Annotated in this window: 18 protein-coding genes and 1 riboswitch; of the genes, 6 read left to right on the top strand and 12 right to left on the bottom strand. The window is 55.9% G+C overall.

Going from position 1 to position 20836, the window contains the following annotated elements; all coding sequences use genetic code 11:
- Window positions 1–33: 33 nt before the first annotated feature.
- Window positions 34–468 carry a hypothetical protein gene (locus HY868_27175; GenBank protein MBI5305840.1) on the bottom strand — a complete coding sequence of 145 codons (435 nt, stop codon included), beginning with the start codon at window positions 466–468 and terminating at the stop codon, window positions 34–36.
- A gap of 17 nt (window positions 469–485) precedes the next feature.
- Entirely contained in the window at window positions 486–1862 is a 1377-nt protein-coding gene (locus HY868_27170; GenBank protein MBI5305839.1) for an ABC transporter substrate-binding protein, read from the bottom strand.
- Window positions 1863–1998: 136 nt separating this feature from the next.
- Window positions 1999–2227, top strand: a riboswitch (FMN riboswitch).
- 186 nt (window positions 2228–2413) lie between these two features.
- Between HY868_27170 and HY868_27165 the strand changes: the two genes are divergently transcribed.
- Genes HY868_27165 through HY868_27155 form a run of 3 tightly spaced genes read left to right on the top strand, consistent with a single transcriptional unit; the run spans window position 2414 to window position 5057 of the window.
- Window positions 2414–3193, top strand: coding sequence for an ABC transporter ATP-binding protein (locus HY868_27165; protein ID MBI5305838.1), 780 nt, complete (start codon window positions 2414–2416; stop codon window positions 3191–3193).
- On the top strand, window positions 3190–4014 hold the full coding sequence (locus HY868_27160; protein ID MBI5305837.1) for an ABC transporter permease: 825 nt from the start codon (window positions 3190–3192) through the stop codon (window positions 4012–4014). Before HY868_27165 ends, HY868_27160 begins: the two co-directional genes overlap by 4 nt.
- Window positions 4014–5057 carry an ABC transporter substrate-binding protein gene (locus HY868_27155; GenBank protein ID MBI5305836.1) on the top strand — a complete coding sequence of 348 codons (1044 nt, stop codon included), beginning with the start codon at window positions 4014–4016 and terminating at the stop codon, window positions 5055–5057. The genes HY868_27160 and HY868_27155 overlap by 1 nt, the downstream gene beginning before the upstream one ends.
- Before the next feature lie 85 nt (window positions 5058–5142).
- Here HY868_27155 and HY868_27150 read toward each other — a convergent pair whose 3' ends face one another.
- The 8 genes from HY868_27150 to HY868_27115 all read right to left on the bottom strand — a co-directional run bounded on the left by HY868_27150 (window position 5143) and on the right by HY868_27115 (window position 15192).
- A complete protein-coding gene (locus HY868_27150; GenBank protein MBI5305835.1) occupies window positions 5143–5880 on the bottom strand; it encodes an SDR family oxidoreductase in 738 nt (245 codons plus the stop codon).
- A gap of 111 nt (window positions 5881–5991) precedes the next feature.
- The gene (locus HY868_27145) at window positions 5992–7302 is read right to left on the bottom strand and encodes a prolyl oligopeptidase family serine peptidase (GenBank protein ID MBI5305834.1); all 1311 of its coding nucleotides are present in this window, start codon (window positions 7300–7302) and stop codon (window positions 5992–5994) included.
- 59 nt (window positions 7303–7361) lie between these two features.
- On the bottom strand, window positions 7362–10622 hold the full coding sequence (locus HY868_27140; GenBank protein MBI5305833.1) for a diguanylate cyclase: 3261 nt from the start codon (window positions 10620–10622) through the stop codon (window positions 7362–7364).
- 82 nt (window positions 10623–10704) lie between these two features.
- Window positions 10705–11472: an MBL fold metallo-hydrolase gene (locus HY868_27135; protein ID MBI5305832.1), complete on the bottom strand. Its 768-nt coding sequence runs from the start codon at window positions 11470–11472 to the stop codon at window positions 10705–10707.
- Between the two features lies 1 nt (window position 11473).
- On the bottom strand, window positions 11474–12892 hold the full coding sequence (locus HY868_27130; protein MBI5305831.1) for a stage II sporulation protein M: 1419 nt from the start codon (window positions 12890–12892) through the stop codon (window positions 11474–11476).
- Window positions 12893–12974: 82 nt separating this feature from the next.
- The gene (locus HY868_27125) at window positions 12975–13889 is read right to left on the bottom strand and encodes an ABC transporter ATP-binding protein (GenBank protein MBI5305830.1); all 915 of its coding nucleotides are present in this window, start codon (window positions 13887–13889) and stop codon (window positions 12975–12977) included.
- A 56-nt stretch (window positions 13890–13945) separates the two neighbouring features.
- Window positions 13946–14509, bottom strand: coding sequence for a Uma2 family endonuclease (locus HY868_27120; protein MBI5305829.1), 564 nt, complete (start codon window positions 14507–14509; stop codon window positions 13946–13948).
- 14 nt (window positions 14510–14523) lie between these two features.
- A complete protein-coding gene (locus HY868_27115; protein ID MBI5305828.1) occupies window positions 14524–15192 on the bottom strand; it encodes a hypothetical protein in 669 nt (222 codons plus the stop codon).
- Window positions 15193–15334: 142 nt separating this feature from the next.
- Between HY868_27115 and HY868_27110 the strand changes: the two genes are divergently transcribed.
- The 3 genes from HY868_27110 (at window position 15335) to HY868_27100 (ending at window position 19974) form a co-directional block, all read left to right on the top strand.
- The gene (locus HY868_27110; GenBank protein MBI5305827.1) at window positions 15335–16849 is read left to right on the top strand and encodes a fused MFS/spermidine synthase; all 1515 of its coding nucleotides are present in this window, start codon (window positions 15335–15337) and stop codon (window positions 16847–16849) included.
- An 85-nt stretch (window positions 16850–16934) separates the two neighbouring features.
- Window positions 16935–17591: a TIGR01906 family membrane protein gene (locus HY868_27105; GenBank protein MBI5305826.1), complete on the top strand. Its 657-nt coding sequence runs from the start codon at window positions 16935–16937 to the stop codon at window positions 17589–17591.
- 94 nt (window positions 17592–17685) lie between these two features.
- Window positions 17686–19974 carry a TIR domain-containing protein gene (locus tag HY868_27100; GenBank protein ID MBI5305825.1) on the top strand — a complete coding sequence of 763 codons (2289 nt, stop codon included), beginning with the start codon at window positions 17686–17688 and terminating at the stop codon, window positions 19972–19974.
- Here HY868_27100 and HY868_27095 read toward each other — a convergent pair.
- Both HY868_27095 and HY868_27090 read right to left on the bottom strand, forming a co-directional pair.
- Complete coding sequence (locus HY868_27095) at window positions 19957–20424, bottom strand: transposase (GenBank protein ID MBI5305824.1); 468 nt, start codon at window positions 20422–20424, stop codon at window positions 19957–19959. The two genes, HY868_27100 and HY868_27095, sit on opposite strands and share 18 nt — an antisense overlap.
- Window positions 20417–20722, bottom strand: coding sequence for a hypothetical protein (locus HY868_27090; GenBank protein MBI5305823.1), 306 nt, complete (start codon window positions 20720–20722; stop codon window positions 20417–20419). Before HY868_27090 ends, HY868_27095 begins: the two co-directional genes overlap by 8 nt.
- Window positions 20723–20836: the final 114 nt, after the last annotated feature.

Below are 20836 nucleotides of genomic sequence, written 5' to 3'. Positions count from 1 at the left end.
TTTGCTTGCAATGTGCGTGTCAATTCGATTCTGTCACTTTCGTTTTTCTAGATACGCTTGGATGTTTGCCCACTCGCCAAAATCCCCGCTCAGCATACGGGAACAGTATCGCCGTAGCAGGTCGGCGTACTTTTCAAGGTCGCCACGTATTCCTTCGGGTTTGATCTCTGTCTTGAAGCCGATATGTAGATCAGGATCCAAGCACCGCACAATCAGTTCGAGAGGGATTTTGCCCGCTCGTCTGAGAGGTTCCGGCAAGTATTGATCTTTGGGATCCACCGGTCTCATGCCAACCTGAACAGTATGTCTGTCGAGGACTATCTCTATAAGGGCATATTCTGTCTGTCCTTCAAACAACCAACTTTCATCGTGAGTGAGCGAGAATCCAAATTCAGAAACCAGGAATCCAAAAATAGTGGGCACTGCTTCCTGGAATGCTTGCTCATAGGTTAGTTTCTTTTCTTCCATGTCGCCTACTTCTTGCTCTACCTGGGACAGCGCGCTTTGAATTCGTTTTCGAGAAAACACGGCGGCGCAGTTTCTTCGGGACGGAGTTCCGCGATCAAATCGAAAAACTTGAAATCGGGATCGTCCACATTTCTCAAGCGTACGACGTAAAGCGGTTGAAGCAAAACGTGATCGTAGTCACGCACTGTGTACTTGCCCTTGAGTCCATCGAAACTGGTTTTCTCTAACGCGGCGCTCAACTTGTCCGCGTTCGCGTCGCCATTCGTCGCGCGTAACGCGGCGACGAGTAATTGCGCGGACGTAAAGCTACTCTCGACGAACAAATCGGGCGGCACTTTGTACTTGTCTTTGTATTTTTGAACAAGCCAATCGTTCACCGCGTTTTTCGGCAACGCATAGTGGTACGCGGTCACCCCGTACGCGCCGACGAGTGTGCCATAGCCGGTCTTGATCGTTTGATTATCCGCCATCCCGGCGAATACTTTCATCGCCTTGAAAATGCCCACCTGGTTCATCTGCGTGAACATCGGCACGAGACCCGGACCCGTCCACGTGACGACCGCGGTATCCGCGCCGCTCTCCAACACTCTTTGGAGAATCGGCGTAAAGTCTTTCGCCTCTTGCGGAATAAAGAATGCCCCGTACTTTTCCGGCGAATCGTTCACCGCAAAGCGTCCTCCGTTCGCGCGGATGATCGCATAATACGTTGAGGCGTTCGCAATCCCGAGTTGCGTTTCGGACGCCACCTGCACAAAGTTTCTGCCAATCGTGCGTAGTGCCGCGCCAGTTGCCGTCAGGTCTTGCGTGGATGTGCGCGAAGTACGAAACACGTACGGATTGAAATTCTTGCCGCTGATGTCTTGAATGATGGTTGGTTGCGCGATGTAGATTTTTTTGAATTGCCTGGCAAGGTCCGCCACCGCGAGCGCGACCTGCGCGCTCGGCACGCCGACGAGCACATCCACTTGATCATTCTCGATCAACTCGCGCGCGACCTGGATTCCTGTTTCGGGTCGTGACGCCGTATCTTTGACAATCACTTGAATCGCGCGACCGGCAATCGCGTTGTTGCCGTCGGTCGCGTACTCCAAGCCCAGCGCGATACCATTTTCGATTTGCGCGGAATAAACCGCGAATGTCCCGGTCTGATCGGTCAGCACGCCGACTTTGATCGGCTTGGATTCTCGAGTCGCGTTCGGGGTGGGCGCTAGCGTGCGCGTCGCCTCTGCCGCACGCGTTGTAGTTGGCGCGGGCGTAATAGCAACCTGGGTCGGTTGCGGTTGCGCCAAGGGCGTGTTCGGCGCGCGCGGCGTCGCGGTCGGCTCAACGGTCGGCGACGCGCACGCGACCAGCAGAACGAGAATGCACAACGCGAATGTGTGGAAGGGCTTCATCGTTGCTCCTGCGAAAAAAATTCGAGCCGCATTATAACACCGCTCGCGGCATCCGTAAAAACACACGCCCGCCGCACGCCGCGTCCACATATTTGACAGCGCGACCACATCGCGATATAGTTGAGTTAACTGAATATCAAACCTTCGGGGCAGGGTGAGCCAAAAGCAATTCCCGATCGGTGGTAATGTTAGTTAGATAGTGCGTTAGTGCGTTAGTGCGTTAGTTGGACATTCAACTAGCGAACTAGCGAACTAGCGAACTAGAACACTAAACAAGCCCACGAGCCGCGCGCGACACAGCGAGCGTGGCAGGAGCTAGTGTGATTCTAGCGCCGACGGTATAGTCCGGATGAGAGAAGGAACATGGCGACTGGTGCGTATCTTGGCGTGCCGCACCCATGTTGCAAGCGAATGCCCCGGTGCGAATTTTTGCATCGGGTTTTTGTTTGCGAATGTCATTGCGACCTGTGGAGCGGACGGCTCGTCCGCTCCACAGTAAAGCAATGATCTTAACCTGCCCCGATATTTTACGTCGGGGATTTTGTTTTGGTATGGTAGACCAACCACTGATTCAGATTCAAGCGATCAGTAAACATTACGGGTCGCCGCGCGACGGCGTGTTCGCGCTGCGCGAGGTGTCGCTCGATATTCGCGCCGGCGAGTTTGTTTCGATCATCGGACCATCCGGTTGCGGCAAATCCACGCTGTTGAAAATGATCGGCGACTTGATCGCGCCGAGCGCCGGACACATCACGATTGATGGACACACCCCCGGCGAGGCGCGCCGCGCGCGCGCGTGCGGCATCGTCTTTCAATCGCCTACGCTGATGGACTGGCGCACCATCGCGCACAACATCGCGTTGCCGCTCGAAGTGATCGGCGCATCGTCGCGTGAACAGGACGCGCGCACGCGCGAATTGCTCGACCTGATTCGCTTGCGCGAGTTCGCCGCGCGCTATCCACGCGAATTATCCCTGGGCATGCAGCAACAAGTCGCGATCGCGCGCGCGCTCGCGCCGCGTCCGGCGATCTTGTTGATGGACGAACCGTTCGGCTCGCTCGACGAAATCACGCGCGAGCGGCTCGGTTACGAATTGCTCGATGTGTGGCAACGCGCGCGTGTGACGGTCGTGTTCGTCACGCACAGCGTCAGCGAAGCCGTGTTCTTGTCGGACCGCGTCGCGGTGCTCACGCCGCGCCCCGGTCGCCTCGCGCGCGTCATCGCGATTGACCTGCCGCGTCCGCGTCATCCCGAAACGCGCGATCTGCCCCGTTACGCCGAGTTGGTGCGCCAAGTGCGCGGCGCGCTACGCGCGAAAGGAGCGCGATGAATCACGATCTCACCGCGCCACGCGCGCGCGATTGGACAGTCCGATTCAACGCGCGGCGTTGGCTCAAACGGCATATCCAATACGTGCTCATTCCATTCGCGCTCGCGTTCTTTTTGCTAATGTGGGAAGCCCTTGTCGCGTGGAAGGATTATCCCGCATTCATCTTGCCGACGCCGCGCGCGGTGCTGGCAAGTTGGATCGAGAACTGGCGGAGTGGTTTGTTCCCGCGTCACCTGGGCATTACGCTTTTCGAAATCGGGCTGGGCTTTGGCATCGCGCTCATGCTCGCGTCGGCGATTGGTTATGTGCTCGCTAAATCGCCGCTCGTCGAAAAAATCGTTTCGCCGTACCTCGTCGCCGCGCAAGCGATTCCGCTCGTCGCGGTCGGTCCGCTCATCATCATTTGGATTCGCACCGGCATTGTGCAAAACGCGCTCATCGCCGCGCTCATTACTTTTTTCCCGATGCTCGTTAATACGATTGTCGGCATACGCAGTGTGCGCGAAGAATATCGCGCGCTGATGCGTTCGTACCACGCGAGCGCGTGGCAAGTGTTTACCAAACTCGAATTGCCAGCCGCGTTGCCGGTGTTGTTCGGCGGACTGCGCGTTGGCGTGACGCTCGCCGTCATCGGCGTCATCGTCGTCGAGTTGATGTGGTCGGATCGCGGGCTGGGTTACTTGATGAACATCGCGCGCGGTGCGCTCGACACGCCGATGTTGTTCGCGACGATTGCCACGCTCTCCGCGATGGCGCTCACGCTTTACATCGGCGTGATGATATTGGAACGCATCCTGATTCGTTGGCAAAGGAGTTCGTAATGAAAACCACACACATTGTTTTGCTGCTCATCGCACTGAGTTCGGCGCTGGCGGCGTGCGGACCAAGTAGTGGGCAAGTACCAACCCAGGTTTCTCCCACACGCGCGGCGGAAACTGCTGTCGCACAAAAAGCGACGCCGAGCAACAAACCGCTCACCGAAGTCACCGTCGTAATGGGGTACGTGCCGAACGTGCAATTCGCGCCATTTTACGTCGCGGAGAAAAAAGGATTTTTCGCCGAACAAGGACTCAAGGTCAAATTCAACTGGGGCTTTGAGGTAGACGGCATCAAACTCGTCGGCGCGAACCAAGCCGAGTTCGCGCTGCTCGGCGGCGATCAAGTGATCCAAGCGCGTTCGCAAAAAATTCCGCTGGTGTACGTGGCGAATTATTACAACGCGTTTCCGATCAGCATTTTTTCACTGAAGGAAAAGAATATCAAGACGCCGCAAGACCTCGTGGGCAAACGCGTCGCACTGTCCGGCTATTTCGGCGCGACGTACAACGGGTGGCGCGCGTTGCTGTACTCGACGGGGATCAAAGAATCGGATGTGACGACCCAGGACGTGGCGTTCGCGCAGATCGCCGCATTGACCCAGGGTTTGGCAGACGCGGCGGCGGGCTATTCCAATAACGAGCCGGTGCAGTTGCGCTTGCAGGGAAAAGAGATCAATGTGATCAACGTGGGCGACTATAGTCGCTTGGTCGGCATCGGTCTGGTGACGAGCGAGAAAATCGTTGCCGAAAAACCGGAGCTGGCGCGCGCGATGGTCATCGCATTGGTGCGCGGCATCGAAGCGACGCGCGGCAATCTCGACGAGGCGCTGACGATTTGTGTGCAAGCCGCGCCGGAACTCGGCGGGCAAAACATTCGCACCTCGCAAGCCGTCCTTGCCGCGACGAATGAATTGTGGAAAGCGCCGCGCATCGGTTTCGTAGACCCCGCCGATTGGCTCGCGTCCGCGCGGTTTATGAAAGATGCGGGATTCATCAAAGAAGACGTGGACGTGTCCAAAGCATACACGAACAAGTTCGTACCGTGAACGGATTAAATCGGATAAACGAATGGAAAACGCGGGCAATGCCCGCGTTTTCCATTCTCATCCGTTTATCCGTTTCGATCCGTTATCACACCCACAACCCGCCGTGCACATTGATGACTGCGCCGGTGATATAACGCGCCTTGTCTGAAACGAGAAACGCGACCATCTCGGCGATGTCTTCGGCAGTGCCGAGTGTGCCGAGCGGAATGAGACTCGGCAATTCGCGGCGGTCGGCTTCGGTCGTGGCGTACGTTTCGATAAACCCAGGACTGACGAGATTACAACGAATGCCGTAGCGCGCTTCGCTGCGCGCAACCGATTTGGTCAACACGACGACGCCGGTTTTCGCCGCGTTATACGCCGTGGTCGTCGGCGCGCCGCGCACGGTTTCGGCGTTCAGCGAACCCAGGTTTACAATGTGCCCGGTCTTTTGCTCGCGCATCGCCGGCAAAATATACTTCATGCAATAAAACGTCGAAGACAAATTGCCATCAATGACGCGCCGCCACTCGTCCACTTCGGTGTCGCAAATGGACTTGACGAGGAACGGTCCCGCGTTGTTCACCAAAATATCCACGCGTCCGAACGCGGCGAGCGTTTGATCAATCAACGCTTTTGCGCCATCTGCCGTCGCGACATCCGCCTGCACCACAATCGAACGCGGCGCGTGCGCCCGCACGAGTGCGAGCGTTTCTTGCGCCGACGCGGTGTCCTTTTGATAATTCACCACGACTGTCATACCGTCGGCGGCGAGCCGTGTGGCAATCCCGCGTCCGATCCCTTTGCCACTGCCGGTAATAATTGCTACCCGTTCACTAGCCATCCTACCCCCTCGTATGATATCTACTCAGCCCATCCTTGCGAAGGTTACCAACCACATTTCCAAGGAATCGCGCTTTCAAACCTTCGCAAGGTTCAGCAGTCGCCTCGGACGTCAATAACTCGCTTCCAGCGCGAGACGTTCTTGGCGTAACACCCGTCGCTCGACGGTGATCGGCGTTTCGCGCGGTTTCAATTGCTCGTCGAAAAACGCGAGCGTGCGCGCCATGAACAATTGCCAATCCCAGCCGGTAAAAACGTGTCCCGCGTCCGGATACAAGTACATCGAAACCGGTTTGCCGCGCGCGTTCAGCGCATCGGATAATTGCACCGACCATTCGCGCGGGACGATCTCATCTTTTTCGCCGTGATGAATGATGACCGCTGCGTCCACGTATTGCAAATAGCGGCTCGGCGACGAGCGCAGAAAAATATCGTGCAAGCGCGCATTGCTATTCGCGCTCGGCGTTGGCATGCCTTCCAAACTTCGCGGCAACAAATCCTGGAACGCTTGCGAGTCGCGTGGCGCGGGCGTAACGAGCGGCGTGCGACAACCGTAGAGCCAACAATAATGCACTTCATCATCGCCGGTCAACGCGCCGTACAACGACGCAACCTTGATCGAGTTGTTGAGCGTGAGCACGCGCAGAGTGATCTGCCCGCCCATGCTGTGCCCCCAGATGCCGATGCGCGACGTGTCCGCGTACGATAGTGAAGGCAACGCGCCGATGAGACTGAGCACATCCACTGCGTAACCAACGTAGATCGGGTTCGCGCCGCACTGCGACCCAGCATAGCAACGATAATCGGACGCGAGCGTGAGATAGCCGCGTCGCGCAAAATTATCCGCCGCGCGGAGCGTGCCATCGCCGGTTTTGTACTCGCTCGGTTTGAAATAACCGTGATTCAGAATCACCACCGGGAACGGACCCGCGCCGCGCGGAATGTTCATCATTCCAGTAATTCGCAAATTATCCGACGGGTATTCAAACAGGACACGTTGGAACGCTTCGTCGCTTGCCAGCGTCTGGGTGATTTTGATCTGTCCGCCGCGATAATTCTGCGAGCGCAACGTATCAATCGCAAGCACGCGCGCGTCGAGTGAGAGCGGATAGCGCGGCGTCGGCATCGCGATAGTTGGCGTAATGGTTGACGTTGGTGTGAACGTCGCCGTCGCCGTCACGGTCGCGGTCGAAGTACTCGTCGCCGTCGTCGTCACACGACGCGTCGTGGTGAAAGTCGCCGTCAACGTGACCGGCAAAGTTGCCGTCACGATCTTGGTCGAAGTGATGGTGGGTGTGCCGTTAATCAATCGCGACGATGTCGCTGTCGGGGTAGTGCCTTGCGCGTGTGTCGAGGTCACGTTGCCGTCAAGAAACATCGCGACGAAGAACAACATGGTCGCGACGACCGCCAAATTCTTCACGTCGCCATTATAGCGAATTCAAGAGAGACTGCAAGCGGGGGAGGTTAAACGGGGAAAAATCAATCCGTTCCACCGGGATTGGTGGAATCGGAATAAACGACCACGCAGTTTCGCGCAGATTGCTTTGCCCTGTAGAGCGCCACATCGGCGCACACGAGGATTGTTTCCGCGCGCGTGCCATGCAGCGGATACACCGCCACACCAATTGACGTTGTCGAACTCAGGCGTGTGCCCGCGTATTCGATCTGCATTTCTTGGATCAGCTGGCGCAACATTTCGGCGCGGCGACGCACAGCGTCCAATTGCATCTGCGGAAGGATGACCACAAACTCATCGCCGCCCAAACGGCACGCGATATCGCCTTTGCGCGTGTGCGCGCGAAACAAATCGCCCAACGCCTTGAGTACGACATCGCCGGCTTTGTGTCCGTACCGATCATTGATCTGTTTCATCTCATCCAGGTCCATCATCAAAACGCCCACTGGGTAACTTTCGCGCTGTGCTCGCGCGAGTTCGCGTTCGAGGGTTTCGTCCAGGTATCGCCGATTGTACAAATTAGTCAACGCATCGCGAATCGCTTGCTCGCGCAAGTCGTCGCGCAGTTGGCTGATCTCGTTTAGCTGCGTCTGCAATTGCGTGTTGAGTTGACGCAATTCCGTTTCTTGCGATTTGAGTCGTTCGTTTGCCGCGCTCAATTCCACCGTACGCAGTTGGACGCGCTCTGCCAGCTCGCGGTTGCGCGCTTGGATCGTACGGACACGCCATTGCACTGTGCCGGTTATCAGTGCAATCAACCCAACCACAGCGAATATTCGAAACCACGTCGTCTGCCACCACGGGGGTAGAATCGTCACCCGAATCACTCTCGGCGAGTCACGCCAGACTCCATCGCTGTTCGATGCCTTGATCAGAAAAGTGTAATTCCCAGGATCAAGATTCGTATACGTCGCCACGCGATTGCGACTAGGTGGCGACCAATCCTTGTCGAATCCTTCCATTTTGTACTGGTACAAATTTTTCCTAGACACCTGATAGTTCAGCGCGGCGAACTCGAACGAAAAAACCGACTGGTCATAATCCAAGATCACTTCGGTGGACGCGTTGAGCGCGCGCGGTAAGTTCGGACTGCCCACCGACACGGATTGGTTGAAAATCTGGAAATCAGTTAGCACGATCGGCGGTATGGCAAGGTTGTCGCTGATCTGTTCTGGGAAAAACGCATTCAGCCCATTGGGACCACCAAAAAACAATTCACCACGCGGACTAGGATGATAGCTGAACAGGTTGAATTGATTGCTCTGCAAACCATCGCCGGTATCATAGTTGCGAAACAGGTTAGTTCGCGGATCCAAGCGAGTCAACCCTTTGCCAGTGCTGAGCCACAAATTGCCCGCCCGGTCCGGGAGGATGCCATAGACCGTTTCGTTCAGCATCCCATCGCGCGTAGTGTATGATTTACATTTTAGCGTCGCCGGATCACAATGGCTCAGACCACCCGCCGTCCCAAACCAAACCTTGCCATTCGCATCCACATGAATCGCTTGCACGGTGTTGTTGACCAGACCCGATGGATTTTGGGAATCATACTTGAAATGGGTAAATCGCCGCGTCTCGGGATCAAACAAATCTGCGCCGCCACGCCCGGTGCCGATCCACAATTTCCCTGACGGATCACGGGATAGCGCATAGATTGTATCTTCGCTCAAACTGTTCGCGTCTTTGGGATCATTTTTGTAATGAATTGTTTCGCCGGTCGTGGGATCGAATTCGTCCAAACCAAAACCAAGCGTGCCTAACCACAATTTACCCTGGTTCGATGGCGCAATCGCCGTAATAAAATTGCTCCCAATTGATCTGGGGTTTTTCGCGTCGGTCTTGAAGTTAGTAAAGGTCTCGGTCAACGCATCAAACCGGCTCAAGCCGCCGCCCTGGGTTCCAATCCATAAAATGCCGCTCCCATCTTGATAAATGGTATAGATTTCATTGCTCGACAAACTGTTTGGCTTCGTTGGATCGCTCAAATAGAACTTGACCTGGTTCTTGGCGCGATCAAGACGATTCAGTCCGCCGCCCGCTGTACCCACCCAAACGATCTCCTGCGAATCTACCCAGATGGCGCCTACATTATTCGAATTCAGCGTTGCCTTATTTTCCGGAACGTGCTGATACAACTTGAAACGTTGCAAACTGGGGTAGAGTTTGTTGACCCCTCCGCGCCGACTCGTAATCCACAATACCCCCGACCGATCTTCAAACAGACCATAAACATCATTGTGACTCACACTAAAAGGATCGTTCGGGTCGTGCCGATACGCGATAAACTCACCGGTGCGCCGGTCAAAACGATTCAATCCGCCGCGCTCAGTTGCAATCCAAAAATTGCCTTGCCGATCTTCGTAGATGTTCCAAACGTTATTGTCACTGAGACTATGTGGGTTGTTCGGATCATTCAGGTACGCAGTAAATCGCCCGGTTGCGCGATCAAACAAGTTCAAGCCACCACCGCGTGTCCCGATCCAAAAACTCCCATCGCGATCTTCCAACAACGCCCACACGCGATTGTCGCGCAAGCTCGTTGGATTCGCCGAATCATTTTTGTAAACGGTGAAATCGTCGGTGGCTGGTTCGTACCGATTTAGCCCGTCGCGCGTGCCAATCCACAATGTCTGCGACCTGTCTTGATAAATTCGATAGACCAAGCCATTACTCAAGGCGCGTGGATTTTTGGCGTCCGGCAAATAGACCTTGAATTTGCCGGTGGCGCGATCCAAGCGGTTCAACCCGCTACGCGTGCCTGCCCAGAGGACGCCATTATGATCTTCATACAGCGACCAAACACCGTCGTTGCTAAGTGAGGTTGGGTCTTGCGGATCGTTGCGATAGGCAATAAACTTGCCAGTCGTCTTGTCGAACTGATTCAACCCACCTGGGTCCGTGCCAATCCATAACGTGCCGTCGCGCGTTTCATACAAACTGAAGATATTGTTATTGCTAAGCGAGCCGGTCGCCCGGTCGTCATGCCGATACTCGGTCACGCGATAACCGTCGTAACTGTTCAAGCCATCTTGCGTGCCGAACCAGATCAGACCATCGCGATCTTGCAATACTGCCAGGACTGTCGCATGCGATAAACCATCTTCGACCGTCAACCGCTCAAAACGTACACTCTCACCGTAGGCGCTCACTTCAGCCGAAACCAAAGTGGAAGGTGGCGCGGCTGGAGATAAAACATCCGGCGCGCCAAGATTGATTTGGCACCCCACGAGTGCAAGCAAAATGACAAAACTGGCAACCCGCAAGATTGGTTTCGAAAACAACATCGCTAACTCAAAAATTACCCGGCAAACAAAATTACCGCCCAGTTGCGAGTAAGCAACTGGGCGGAACATCATTCTCTGCAACCTAGAACTTGAACCGCGCAAAATCCTTGCTCACGATGACCGTGCCGTCAAAACCGGATTTTGCTGTCTTGTGTAACTTATCCACATCCCCATTCGGCGGGAGATGGACGAGCACCAACTTGTTCACACCCGCGCGTTGCGCCTGCTCGCCGGCTTGGCGCGCGCTCGAATGACCGAGCGTCGGCACGTCCACCGTCGTCGCCTCGTGAAACAGCATCGTCGCATCGCGCGCGATCTCGATGACCGACTCGCACACTTCGGTGTCGCTCGTGTAGACAACCGTTTTGCCGGACGCGCGCGACGTAAAACGCGTCGCGAGCGTCGGCAACAAATGCTTGGTCGGCGTCGTCGAGACGGAAAATTCCGGCGTGACAATCAACAAACTAATTCCGCGTTTGGGCACGCGATGAAACTCGACCGGGAAAAAGCCATGCTCGCGCCACCGTTCCCACTCGAACGCGTGCATCATCGCCATCGTCGCGCGAATCGTTTCAGGCAAGCCGTGAAGATGCAACGTCTTCTTGCGACCCGCCAACCACAAGTCGAGCAAGAACACCGGCAAGCCGTACAAATGATCCGGGTGATGATGCGTCAAAACGACGTGATCAATCCGGTCGAGCGGCACGCCGGCTTTGCCGAGCCGTTGCACTGGACTGCCGCCGCAATCCACCAGAATCGCTTCGCGTTCGCCCTGCACCACCAAGTAGGTATGCTCGCGCGTTTGATCGCTCAGCGCGGCGCCCGTACCTAACAAAACCAATTGAGCCACGTTATCTCCCGTAAAACCAAAGTACGACCTGCGGCGTGATCGTCGCCTCAACCCACGCCGCGATCAAGAGCAAGGGCACAATCACGAACAAGAACATTTTGACGAGATCGGCGAGCGCGTGAATCACATTCTCGCCAACCGACACACCCGGCGGCGGTGCGATGATGGACGCGCCGAGCCGCAACGCGAACGCCGTCGCGATGATCGCGGTGGGCAACTCGATGATGCCGTGCGGCAGGATGAAGGCGACGAGAAATGTCAGCGGGTCCGTGCCCAACGCCGACGCTTGCGCCGCGAAAAATCCAATGATGCCCATCGGAATCAACAACAGAATCAGCGCGAGCGTGCCGAACGAAAACAACGCGAGGAACGCCGCCACACCGAGCGCGCGCACGTTGTTGAAGAAAATACTCAGCGTATCAATGTGCGGCAAAAAACTGACTCCCGGCGAATTCAACTGCGTCTGAAAAGTGGCAGAGTCAATCTTGAGTTCCTTTGCCCATGACGATGGCAACGGATATTGCGACGAGAACCACCACCCGCCCGCCATGCCACCCAGAATCACGAGCGTCGTCATCACAATCGGCAGCGTGTTCGCGCGCAACAAGCGCGGCACATCGTCGCGATACACGCACGCGAGTGAGAATTTCTCGCCGACAAAAAACCGGACGAACATGCGCCATGCCGCGCCCAGGTTCAATTCGTCAATCTCGCGCGCGAGAATTTCCTCGCGATTGAACGTACGCGTGCCCGTGCGAATCAACAACAACAACGCGACGGCGAGCGCGAGAATGATGAACCACAATACGTCGTACTGCCCCCAGAACAAGAACGCGGTTTCGCCTTGCAGGAGAAACGCCATCGGGATGATGATGAACGACGCGAGCAAATTCGCCGCGCGCACGCTCGTCGTGTGGGACGAGACGACGACCGCGCCGGCGACCATCACGAGCGCCTCCATCGTCGTCATCAGCACGATCTGAATCAGTACGACCCACTCGGGCACGTACTGCATCGAAGAATACAAGCCGACGAGATAGACGCCCATCCCCAGACAACTCGCCGCGACCGGGAGAACGGTGGACGAAATCAGTTTGCCGAGATACAACGCGGTGTCCGTGACCGGCGTGCCGAGCAGCGGTTCCAGACTGTTGCGCTCTTTTTCGCCGACGAAGGATTCGAGCGCGATGATGAGCGAAAACGAAATCGGAAAGAAACCGACGATCATCACCGCGAACGGAATCAAGCGCATCGGAATGATCGTCGCGCTGTATTCCTCGACGAAATTGATCGCAAGGCGCGTCGACGCGTTCATGATCCACGGAAAGATCAACGTGAGAATCACGATGGGAAACACGATCCGCCAATCGCGCAGTGAATCGCGAATTTCGCGGCGAGCGATAATTAATGCGTCATTCATAGTTGGGTTGGTGGGTAGTTCGTTAGTTGGATGGTTCGTACGTTCGCCTACGAACCAACTACCCAACTAACAAACTAGCGCACTATTGAACTAACTTGAGATACACTTCTTCCAGACTACGCGGCTCTTCACTGAGCATCATCACGCTTGCGCCAAGCGCGTGCAGTTGGCTCAACACCAGTGGGTTCGCAATGTCGGGCTGGGTCGTGCGATAACGCAACATCACCGCGTCCGATTCTTCGACGTGCAACACACTGTTGAGCGAGGGCCATTGCGCGATCGGTTGCGCGAGCCGCACCTGCCACACTGGCGCGCCGAGCAAATCGAGCTTGAGTTGTTCCGGCGAACCAAACGCGATCAACTTGCCGCGTCGAATTACCGCGATGTAATCGGCGAGCGATTCCGCTTCGTGCAAATTGTGCGTGCACAAAATGACTGTGTGTCCATCGCGACGCACGTCCGCAATCGCGTCGCGCACCTGCTTGGCGCTCTGCGGGTCCATCGCCGAGGTTGGCTCGTCGAGAAACAAGACGCGCGGCTGGTGTAACATCGCGCGAATCAACGCGACCTTTTGCCGCATCCCTTTCGAGTAATTTCCCAAACGGCGTTCGCGTGCATCCCACAAGCCAAAGCGTTGCAACAATTCTTCCGCGCGTTCGCGGCGCGCCGCGCGCGGCATGCCTTGAAGTTCGCCAAAGAAATCGAGATAATCGAGCGCGCGCATTCGCAAGTACAAACCGGGAAATTCGGTGAGATGTCCGACGAGATGACGCACCTGGATCGCGTCCTGCACCACATCGTACCCCGCGATGCGCGCGAAACCGGCAGTCGGTTTGATGATCGAGGAGAGCATTCGGACGGTGGTGGTTTTGCCCGCGCCGTTCGGTCCGAGCAATGCCAGCACTTGTCCTTCTGCAACGGACAACGTGACGCCGTCTACCGCCGTGAGAGTTTCAAACTGTTTGGTGAGGTTCGTCGTTTCAATGAGGGGTTGCACTCAAAATCCTTGTGCCGATTATACGTCTAGCCAAAGCGTGTGGCAATAGGACTTGGTTACTGCCAAACTTCGGTCAACGCAATCGTGAGACCGGGAAACAGCGCGGGCTGAAACGTCTCGTCTTCCGCCACCGCGGCGACGAGACGATACGCGCCATCCGCCCACTCGAACGCTTCGAGCGTCAACGCGACCGGGTCTACGATCCAATAGTGCAACACACGGTAACGCGCGTAGATTTTTGCCTTCGTCACCCGATCGGTGCGCGCCGTGCTTGGCGAAAGAATCTCGACGATCAAGTCCGGCGCGCCGACTATATTTTTCTCGGTAATGATCTCGTGCCGCGCGTGCGACACGCATACCAAATCCGGTTGCAGGAAATTATCCTCGCTGAGATAAACCTCAACCGGCGCGGCAAGCACGCGTCCCCATTTGTTCGCGCGAACATGCGATTCTAAAATAAACTGCAGGTTACCTGATACGCGTTGATGTCCAATGAACGGCGCGGCAGTCATAATCAATTCTCCGTTGACGACTTGCAAGCGATTGCCATTTTCCGGTAACGCGCGATATTCTTCGTACGTGATGCGCGTCTTGACGCGCGGCGGAGTTGCGCTAGCCACAACCATCGGACACCTCACTGTTCGATAATAATTTTCGCGGTGCCGCCGACGACCGCGTCCGTGTCGGTGAAACGAATGAGACGCAAATCGTGGCGCAGGTACACCTTGGGACTGATGCGCCCGTTGTACTGAATCGAGTCGAGCGTTTTGCGGTATGGAAAACCCTCGACGCCGGCGAACTGCGCGCCGTTCGGCGTCGCGCCGACGTATGACACGTTCGAGCCGAGCACCGTTTCGCCTTTCGACAGGTTGAACGTGACCGGCGCGTTGAACTCGAGCATTGCCTTGCCCGGCGAGCCGCCGGGCTGAATCGCGATATTTCTGATTTCGATGCGCGCGGTACCCGCGAAGGTAACGGATTGATCGTCAAAGGTCAACACGCGTAGCGCCAATTTCAAATCCACATTGGGCACCGGTGTGCCTTGCCAGTCCACCGAATCGCCAACCTGCTTCGGCGCGCTTTGTCCGGCAATCGTCACGCGCGCCGCGCCGGTATCGCTCTTGCCCTGATATCCGATCGCCGTCCCGCTCAACGGCGAATCTTTTTTGACGGTCAATGAAACCGGCGCTTCGTAGATCAGTGTGTTTGGCGGTGGCGTCGCCGCGTTGCCGCCGAACGGCAACGCATCACACGCGGTCAACATCGTCAACATGACAAGCATCAGCAAAATTGTGCGGGTCATAGCCACCTCTTTACACGAATTCAACCTGAAAAAAGTGTAGCATCATTCAAACCAAGTGTCAAGGGATTGCGGGAAAGCCAGGATGAGATTATAATCACGCCGCTGGACAAGTTTGAAACTTGTCCTACTTTTTCGAGGGCAAATGAAAAACTGGTTTTTGTTATTGACCGTGTTTCTCGGTGGCATCGCGACGATGGGCATCGAGATGGCGGCGTCGCGTCTGCTGCGTCCGTTCTTTGGCGATTCGATGTTGATGTGGGCGAACGTCATCGGCTTGATTTTGATCTATCTCACGCTCGGTTATTACTTGGGCGGCAAGTGGGCGGACCGCGATCCGCGCGCGGCGACGCTCTATCGCATTATCGCGTGGGCGGGTTTGGCGACCGGCGTTCTGCCATTCATCGCGCGACCGTTTTTGCAACTCGCGATTCCCGCGCTCGAAACATTCGACGCGGGGCTGGGATTCGTCTCGTTCGTCGGTACGCTCGCACTCTTTATCGTGCCGATTACCATGCTCGGTTGCGTATCGCCGTTCGCGATTCGTCTGAGCACGCGCGAGGTGTCGTCGTCCGGTTCGACCGCCGGACAATTGTACGCGCTCTCGACATTCGGAAGCATCTTGGGTGTGTTCGGCACCGTGTTCGTATTGTTCGGCGCACTCGGCACGCGCGGCACGTTCGTCGCGTTCTCGCTCGCGTTGCTCGCCGTCGCGATCATCGGCATCGCGCGCGAGTTTGGCGCGCGACGCGCGGTAAAGTACCTGGCGTTCCCCACGCTCGTCATCGCGCTCGCGCTGTTCGGTTCGAGCGGCGTCATCAAAGCGAGCGCGAACGTGATCTACGAAACCGAATCGTTCTTCAATTTTATCCAAGTCGTGGACGATCCAAACGGCTGGCGCTTGCTGACCGTGAACGAAGGACAGGCGTACCAGTCCGCGTATCGTCCTGATACTATATTGACGCAAGGAATTTGGGATTTGTTCCTTGCCGCGCCGTACTTTTCGTCGCCCGATGCGCCGCGCAACGTGTTGATGATCGGACTTGCCGCGGGCACGGTTGCGCGGCAATACACCGCGACCTTCGGTGGCGCGATTCCGATTGACGGCGTTGAACTCGATCCCGCGATCATCGCGGTCGGGCAAAAGTATTTCGCGATGAACGAACCGAACTTGAACGCGATTGCGGACGATGGGCGCAACTATTTGCGCCGCGCTGGCGAGTACGATGTCATCGCGATTGACGCGTATCGCCAACCGTACATTCCGTTTCATCTCACGACCGTCGAGTTTTTCCGCGAGACGCGCGCGCACCTCTCGCCGCGCGGCGTCGTTGCGGTGAATGCCGCGCGGACGCGCACCGATTTTCGGCTCGTGGACGCGCTCGCCGCGACGATGCGCCAGGTGTTTCCGACCGTGTACCAAATTGACCACCCAAACGACTCGAACACGCTCATCGTCGCGACGAATCAACCGACGCGCCTCGACGATTTCCGCGCGAACGCCGCGCGCCTGCGCGATCCGAATCTGCAAACCGTCGCCGCGCTCGCACTGTCGCGTGTCCGCGTCGCGACGCAAACCGATCCAGTATTCACCGACGATCACGCGCCGGTCGAAAACCTGATCAACGATATTATTTTGCGATACGCTTTGGGAGAATGAATTTTTCGATTTTGGATTTGCGATTTTCGATTAAAAGAAATCGCAAGTCCAAAATCGGCAATCGAAAATCAAAAATGGAGAAGACATGCCTCGCTGGCTACCCAATTTACTCGGATTGATTCTCGTCATCGGCATTCCGCCGTTCCTCATCTTGATGAACGTGTTCGGCATCTTGACGCCGAATTGGATCGCGTTCCAGTACAGCCGACCGGACTTTCCGCCCGCGTTCACGTTCGACGCGAAATCGCGGCTGTTCAACGCGAGCGAATCGCTCGAATACGTCGCGGGCAATCGCACACACGAACAGTTCAAGGCGCTCGGCGTGTACGACGAGCGCGAGATCAAACACATGGTGGACGTGCGCGTCGTCATCGCGAACGTGCGTGTGTTCTGGGTTGCAGATTTGCTCTTGCTCGTCGCCGCGCTCGTCATCCTGGGTCGCGCCAAGGCGACCCGCGCGCTCGCGGCGAGCGGCTTGCGGGATGGCGCGATTCTCACCATCGCGTTGTTCATCGGGCTAGGCGCGTTCGCCGCAGTCGGCTTTAACCAATTCTTTATCCTCTTTCACAAAGTTTTCTTCGAGGGCGACACCTGGTTGTTCAACGTGACCGACTCGCTCATCCAGTTTTATCCGCTCCCGTTTTGGATCGCGACGACGATGACGCTGGTTGGCGTAACCGTCGTGGAAGCGGTGGTGATTGGCGCGATGGGCTGGTGGTGGGGAAAGAAAATGAGCCAATGAACCAATTTGCCAATCCGCCAAAATCGTAGACAATCACACCAAGATTTGGCGCATTCGTTAATTGGAAAATTGGCTCGTTGTTGCGGAGGCAGTGATGCCCGGTCATTATTTCATTTCGTACTCGGACGCCGATGGTCGCGATTTTGCTCTGCGTTTGCACGACGCACTTGAAAGCACGACCAACTGCAAATGCTGGCTCGACAAACTGGATTTGCCCGGCGGTGGCAAATGGTTCGGCGATTTGTCCAATGCCATCGGCGATAGCCAACTCGTGTTGTTCGTGATGACGCGCGATAGCATCCGCGACAACAACACGTGCCAGCAAGAATTGCTCACCGCGCTCAAGTACAAAAAGCCCATCGTGCCTCTGCGCTTGCACCCCGTCGGTCTGCCCTTCCTCATCAACACACGCCAATGGATTGATTTTACCGGCGACTTTGGAATTGGGATGGCAAAACTGCGTGAGCATTTGCGCTGGCGTGAAACCCTCGAAGCAACATTGCAAGATTTACGCGACCGCTTGCAAGATGCCGAACGTGACCTCGACCGCAAAACTGAATCAACCGACCGCGCGCGCATCAAAGCGGACATCGCGCAGTTGAAACAGGACATTGAAAAGCAAAAGCACGACATCGCCAATCCTCAAGCCGCCGCCGCACGCACCGAGGCAAGCATCGCCGCTGGGTTGGAACGCGAACGCGCACCGGCAAAACCGGTCAGCGGAACCGCGCGCACCAAGTTCATCAACGCGCCGCCGACGACCGCGCCAAGTTATTTTCAAGACCGCTACGAAGAAAATAAACTCGTCAAAAAATTTTTAGAGAACGACGCGCAACGTATGCTCACCATCGTTGGGCGCGCGGGCATTGGCAAGACCGCGATGGCGTGCCGTTTGCTCAAATCGCTCGAAAATGTGGGGGCGCATAGCCGTGCGCCCTTACCCGACGACCTGGGCGAAATCGAAATCAGCGGCATCGTTTACCTGAGCGCGGTCGGCACACGCGTCGTCAACGTGCCCAACCTCTTTGCCGATTTGTGCCAGCTCCTGCCCACTGAAACAACGCGCGAACTCGACGCGCTGTACAAAAACCCGCAGGCAAGCACCGAAGCAAAAATGCACGCGCTCCTGTCCGCGTTTCCGACCGGGCGCGTCCTCGTCCTGCTCGACAATTTTGAAACCGCGCTCGATGTGGCGACGACGAAGGTGCGCGACGCGGAATTGGACGAGGCACTGCGCGCGCTGTTGAACGCGCCGCACCACACGGTCAAGGTCATCGCGACGACGCGCGTTGCGCCGCACGACCTGTTGCTGTTTCAACCGGCGCGGCACGCGCGTTTAAATCTCGACGAAGGGTTGGAATCGCCGTTCGCGGAAAATATCTTGCGCGAGATGGACGTGGATGGCAAGCTCGGGTTGAAAAACGCGCCCGCCGATTTACTGGATCGCGCGCGCGAGTACACGCGCGGTTTTCCGCGCGCGCTCGAAGCGCTGTACGCGATTCTCTCCGCCGACCGGTACACGACGCTGGTAGAGACGTTGCATGCAACGTCTCTACCGGACAATGTGGTTCAAGCGCTCGTGGGCGAGGCGTTCAATCGTTTGGACCCGACCGCCGAGCGCGTGATGATTGCGCTCGCCGCGTTCAATCGTCCCGTGCCGCCTGCCGCGCTGGATTACCTCCTGCAACCATTCCTGCCGAGCGTGGACAGCGCGCCAGTGCTGAATCGTTTGGTGAATATGCGATTTGCTTATAAAGATAACGGACGATACCACTTGCATCCAGCAGATCGTGATTATGCGTTCCAACGACTGGAACCCGGTTCTATTTCTTCGGGTAAAGATGGCTTTACAGAATTTATAGATATGCTTTCCAACCTTGTAGACAAAGATCCGAAAGCGGGAAAATGCGTTGATGATTTCATGAATAGGAATTCTGAAATACTTTATAAGATGAGAGATGCTAATCCTCAGGACATGCAGCATATCGCAAAACAACATCTAGACTTTGCTAAAAACATGGTTTTATTTCCTTTCAAAAACCCTAGACTCATCAAGATAATTTTTCAAGCCAGCATCTCGTTTTTTCTGAAATCAAAAGGCAAACAATCTAATGCGGGGCAGTGGATACAATTTGCCCTGCTCCGCCGCTCCGCGGATTATTTCGAGAAATTGCAAAGACCTGTCAAAACATGGAAATCTCTCGATGACCTTGCTCCGCAAATAACCGAGTTTGACCTGCGATGTTCTGCTCAAGACTATAACGCAGCAGCAGATATATTTGTAAAAATTTGTCCGTCTTTGGATATTTGGGGACGCTATCGAACAATTGTTGAGTTGTATGAGAAAATTCGGCTCATCCCTAAACTACTTGCAACGAACTAACGCGGCGATGAACTTGGGTGTGATACGTTTTAGGTTAACACTGTGTTCGCACATGGCGACGTAACCGGACAGACGATTCTTGTTCACACCGCGAAAGGGACGCAGATAATTTCGAATCCCAGTCCACAAGCCTTCCGTCGTGTTGATGTGAACCTCACGAATGCCATCGCCATCATCATCGCGTGCCCATTCGTGCTCACCATGATTCACCGTGACCCGTTGGCGATCAATTTGATTATAGCCATTCCATTCATCCGTATTGGCTATGGCATGGGGTAACGTGAATTGAGCCACGTGTTTCTTTAAGGTTTTGCTATCCGTGTGCTTGACCACGCGCAATCGCACTTGACCACTATCGCGGCCAACCGTCCCGATGATGGGCGGACGATCGTTTTCGTAGGTGCCGTGCCCTTTTTGTTTGTTGGCGCGCTGTCGCGGAGGATCAGTCAAATCGCTGTGTTTTTCGCCTTTTTTCCCCCGCATTCTGAAACATCTCATCGGTTTCAGTCACGGCATCCGGCACGGGCGTAGCGGGCTGCAAACGAATCGCATGGGTGTGGAGTTCTTGGCGCAGGTGATGCACGGTATCATAAGCCAGGTGCAATTCACGCGATAAGCTCGCGGTGGACTCGCCCTTGCAGACTCCACGCAGCAACAAAATCACCTGGGCAGGACGGAGTTGCTTGTTTGCAAACATCGTGCCCGTATAGACCGTATAAACTACCGTATCTGCGGGTTTCTCCGACACCCGCTTGACATAGTACTGTTTCCTGGCGAAGATACCGGCAAACGCTCGTTGCCGGGAGGTTCGCCATGAAAGGATTGACCGACTACATCACGGAGCAGCCATGGGAAGACACCT

The organism is Chloroflexota bacterium, from assembly GCA_016219275.1.
Classification (GTDB): Bacteria; Chloroflexota; Anaerolineae; order UBA4142; family UBA4142; genus JACRBM01.
Note: the sequence above shows the minus strand (reverse complement) of the source record. Positions and strands in the feature narration are given on the sequence as shown.

What these genes read in the sequence shown, in the direction of transcription:
- HY868_27100 (MBI5305825.1), top strand. Translation starts at nt 17,686, where the DNA reads ATGCCCGGTCATTATTTCATTTCGTACTCGGACGCCGATGGTCGCGAT.
- HY868_27140 (MBI5305833.1), bottom strand. Translation starts at nt 10,622, where the DNA reads ATGTTGTTTTCGAAACCAATCTTGCGGGTTGCCAGTTTTGTCATTTTG.
- HY868_27115 (MBI5305828.1), bottom strand. Translation starts at nt 15,192, where the DNA reads ATGACCCGCACAATTTTGCTGATGCTTGTCATGTTGACGATGTTGACC.
- HY868_27165 (MBI5305838.1), top strand. Translation starts at nt 2,414, where the DNA reads ATGGTAGACCAACCACTGATTCAGATTCAAGCGATCAGTAAACATTAC.
- HY868_27130 (MBI5305831.1), bottom strand. Translation starts at nt 12,892, where the DNA reads ATGAATGACGCATTAATTATCGCTCGCCGCGAAATTCGCGATTCACTG.
- HY868_27110 (MBI5305827.1), top strand. Translation starts at nt 15,335, where the DNA reads ATGAAAAACTGGTTTTTGTTATTGACCGTGTTTCTCGGTGGCATCGCG.
- HY868_27170 (MBI5305839.1), bottom strand. Translation starts at nt 1,862, where the DNA reads ATGAAGCCCTTCCACACATTCGCGTTGTGCATTCTCGTTCTGCTGGTC.
- HY868_27150 (MBI5305835.1), bottom strand. Translation starts at nt 5,880, where the DNA reads ATGGCTAGTGAACGGGTAGCAATTATTACCGGCAGTGGCAAAGGGATC.
- HY868_27105 (MBI5305826.1), top strand. Translation starts at nt 16,935, where the DNA reads ATGCCTCGCTGGCTACCCAATTTACTCGGATTGATTCTCGTCATCGGC.
- HY868_27175 (MBI5305840.1), bottom strand. Translation starts at nt 468, where the DNA reads ATGGAAGAAAAGAAACTAACCTATGAGCAAGCATTCCAGGAAGCAGTG.
- HY868_27155 (MBI5305836.1), top strand. Translation starts at nt 4,014, where the DNA reads ATGAAAACCACACACATTGTTTTGCTGCTCATCGCACTGAGTTCGGCG.
- HY868_27160 (MBI5305837.1), top strand. Translation starts at nt 3,190, where the DNA reads ATGAATCACGATCTCACCGCGCCACGCGCGCGCGATTGGACAGTCCGA.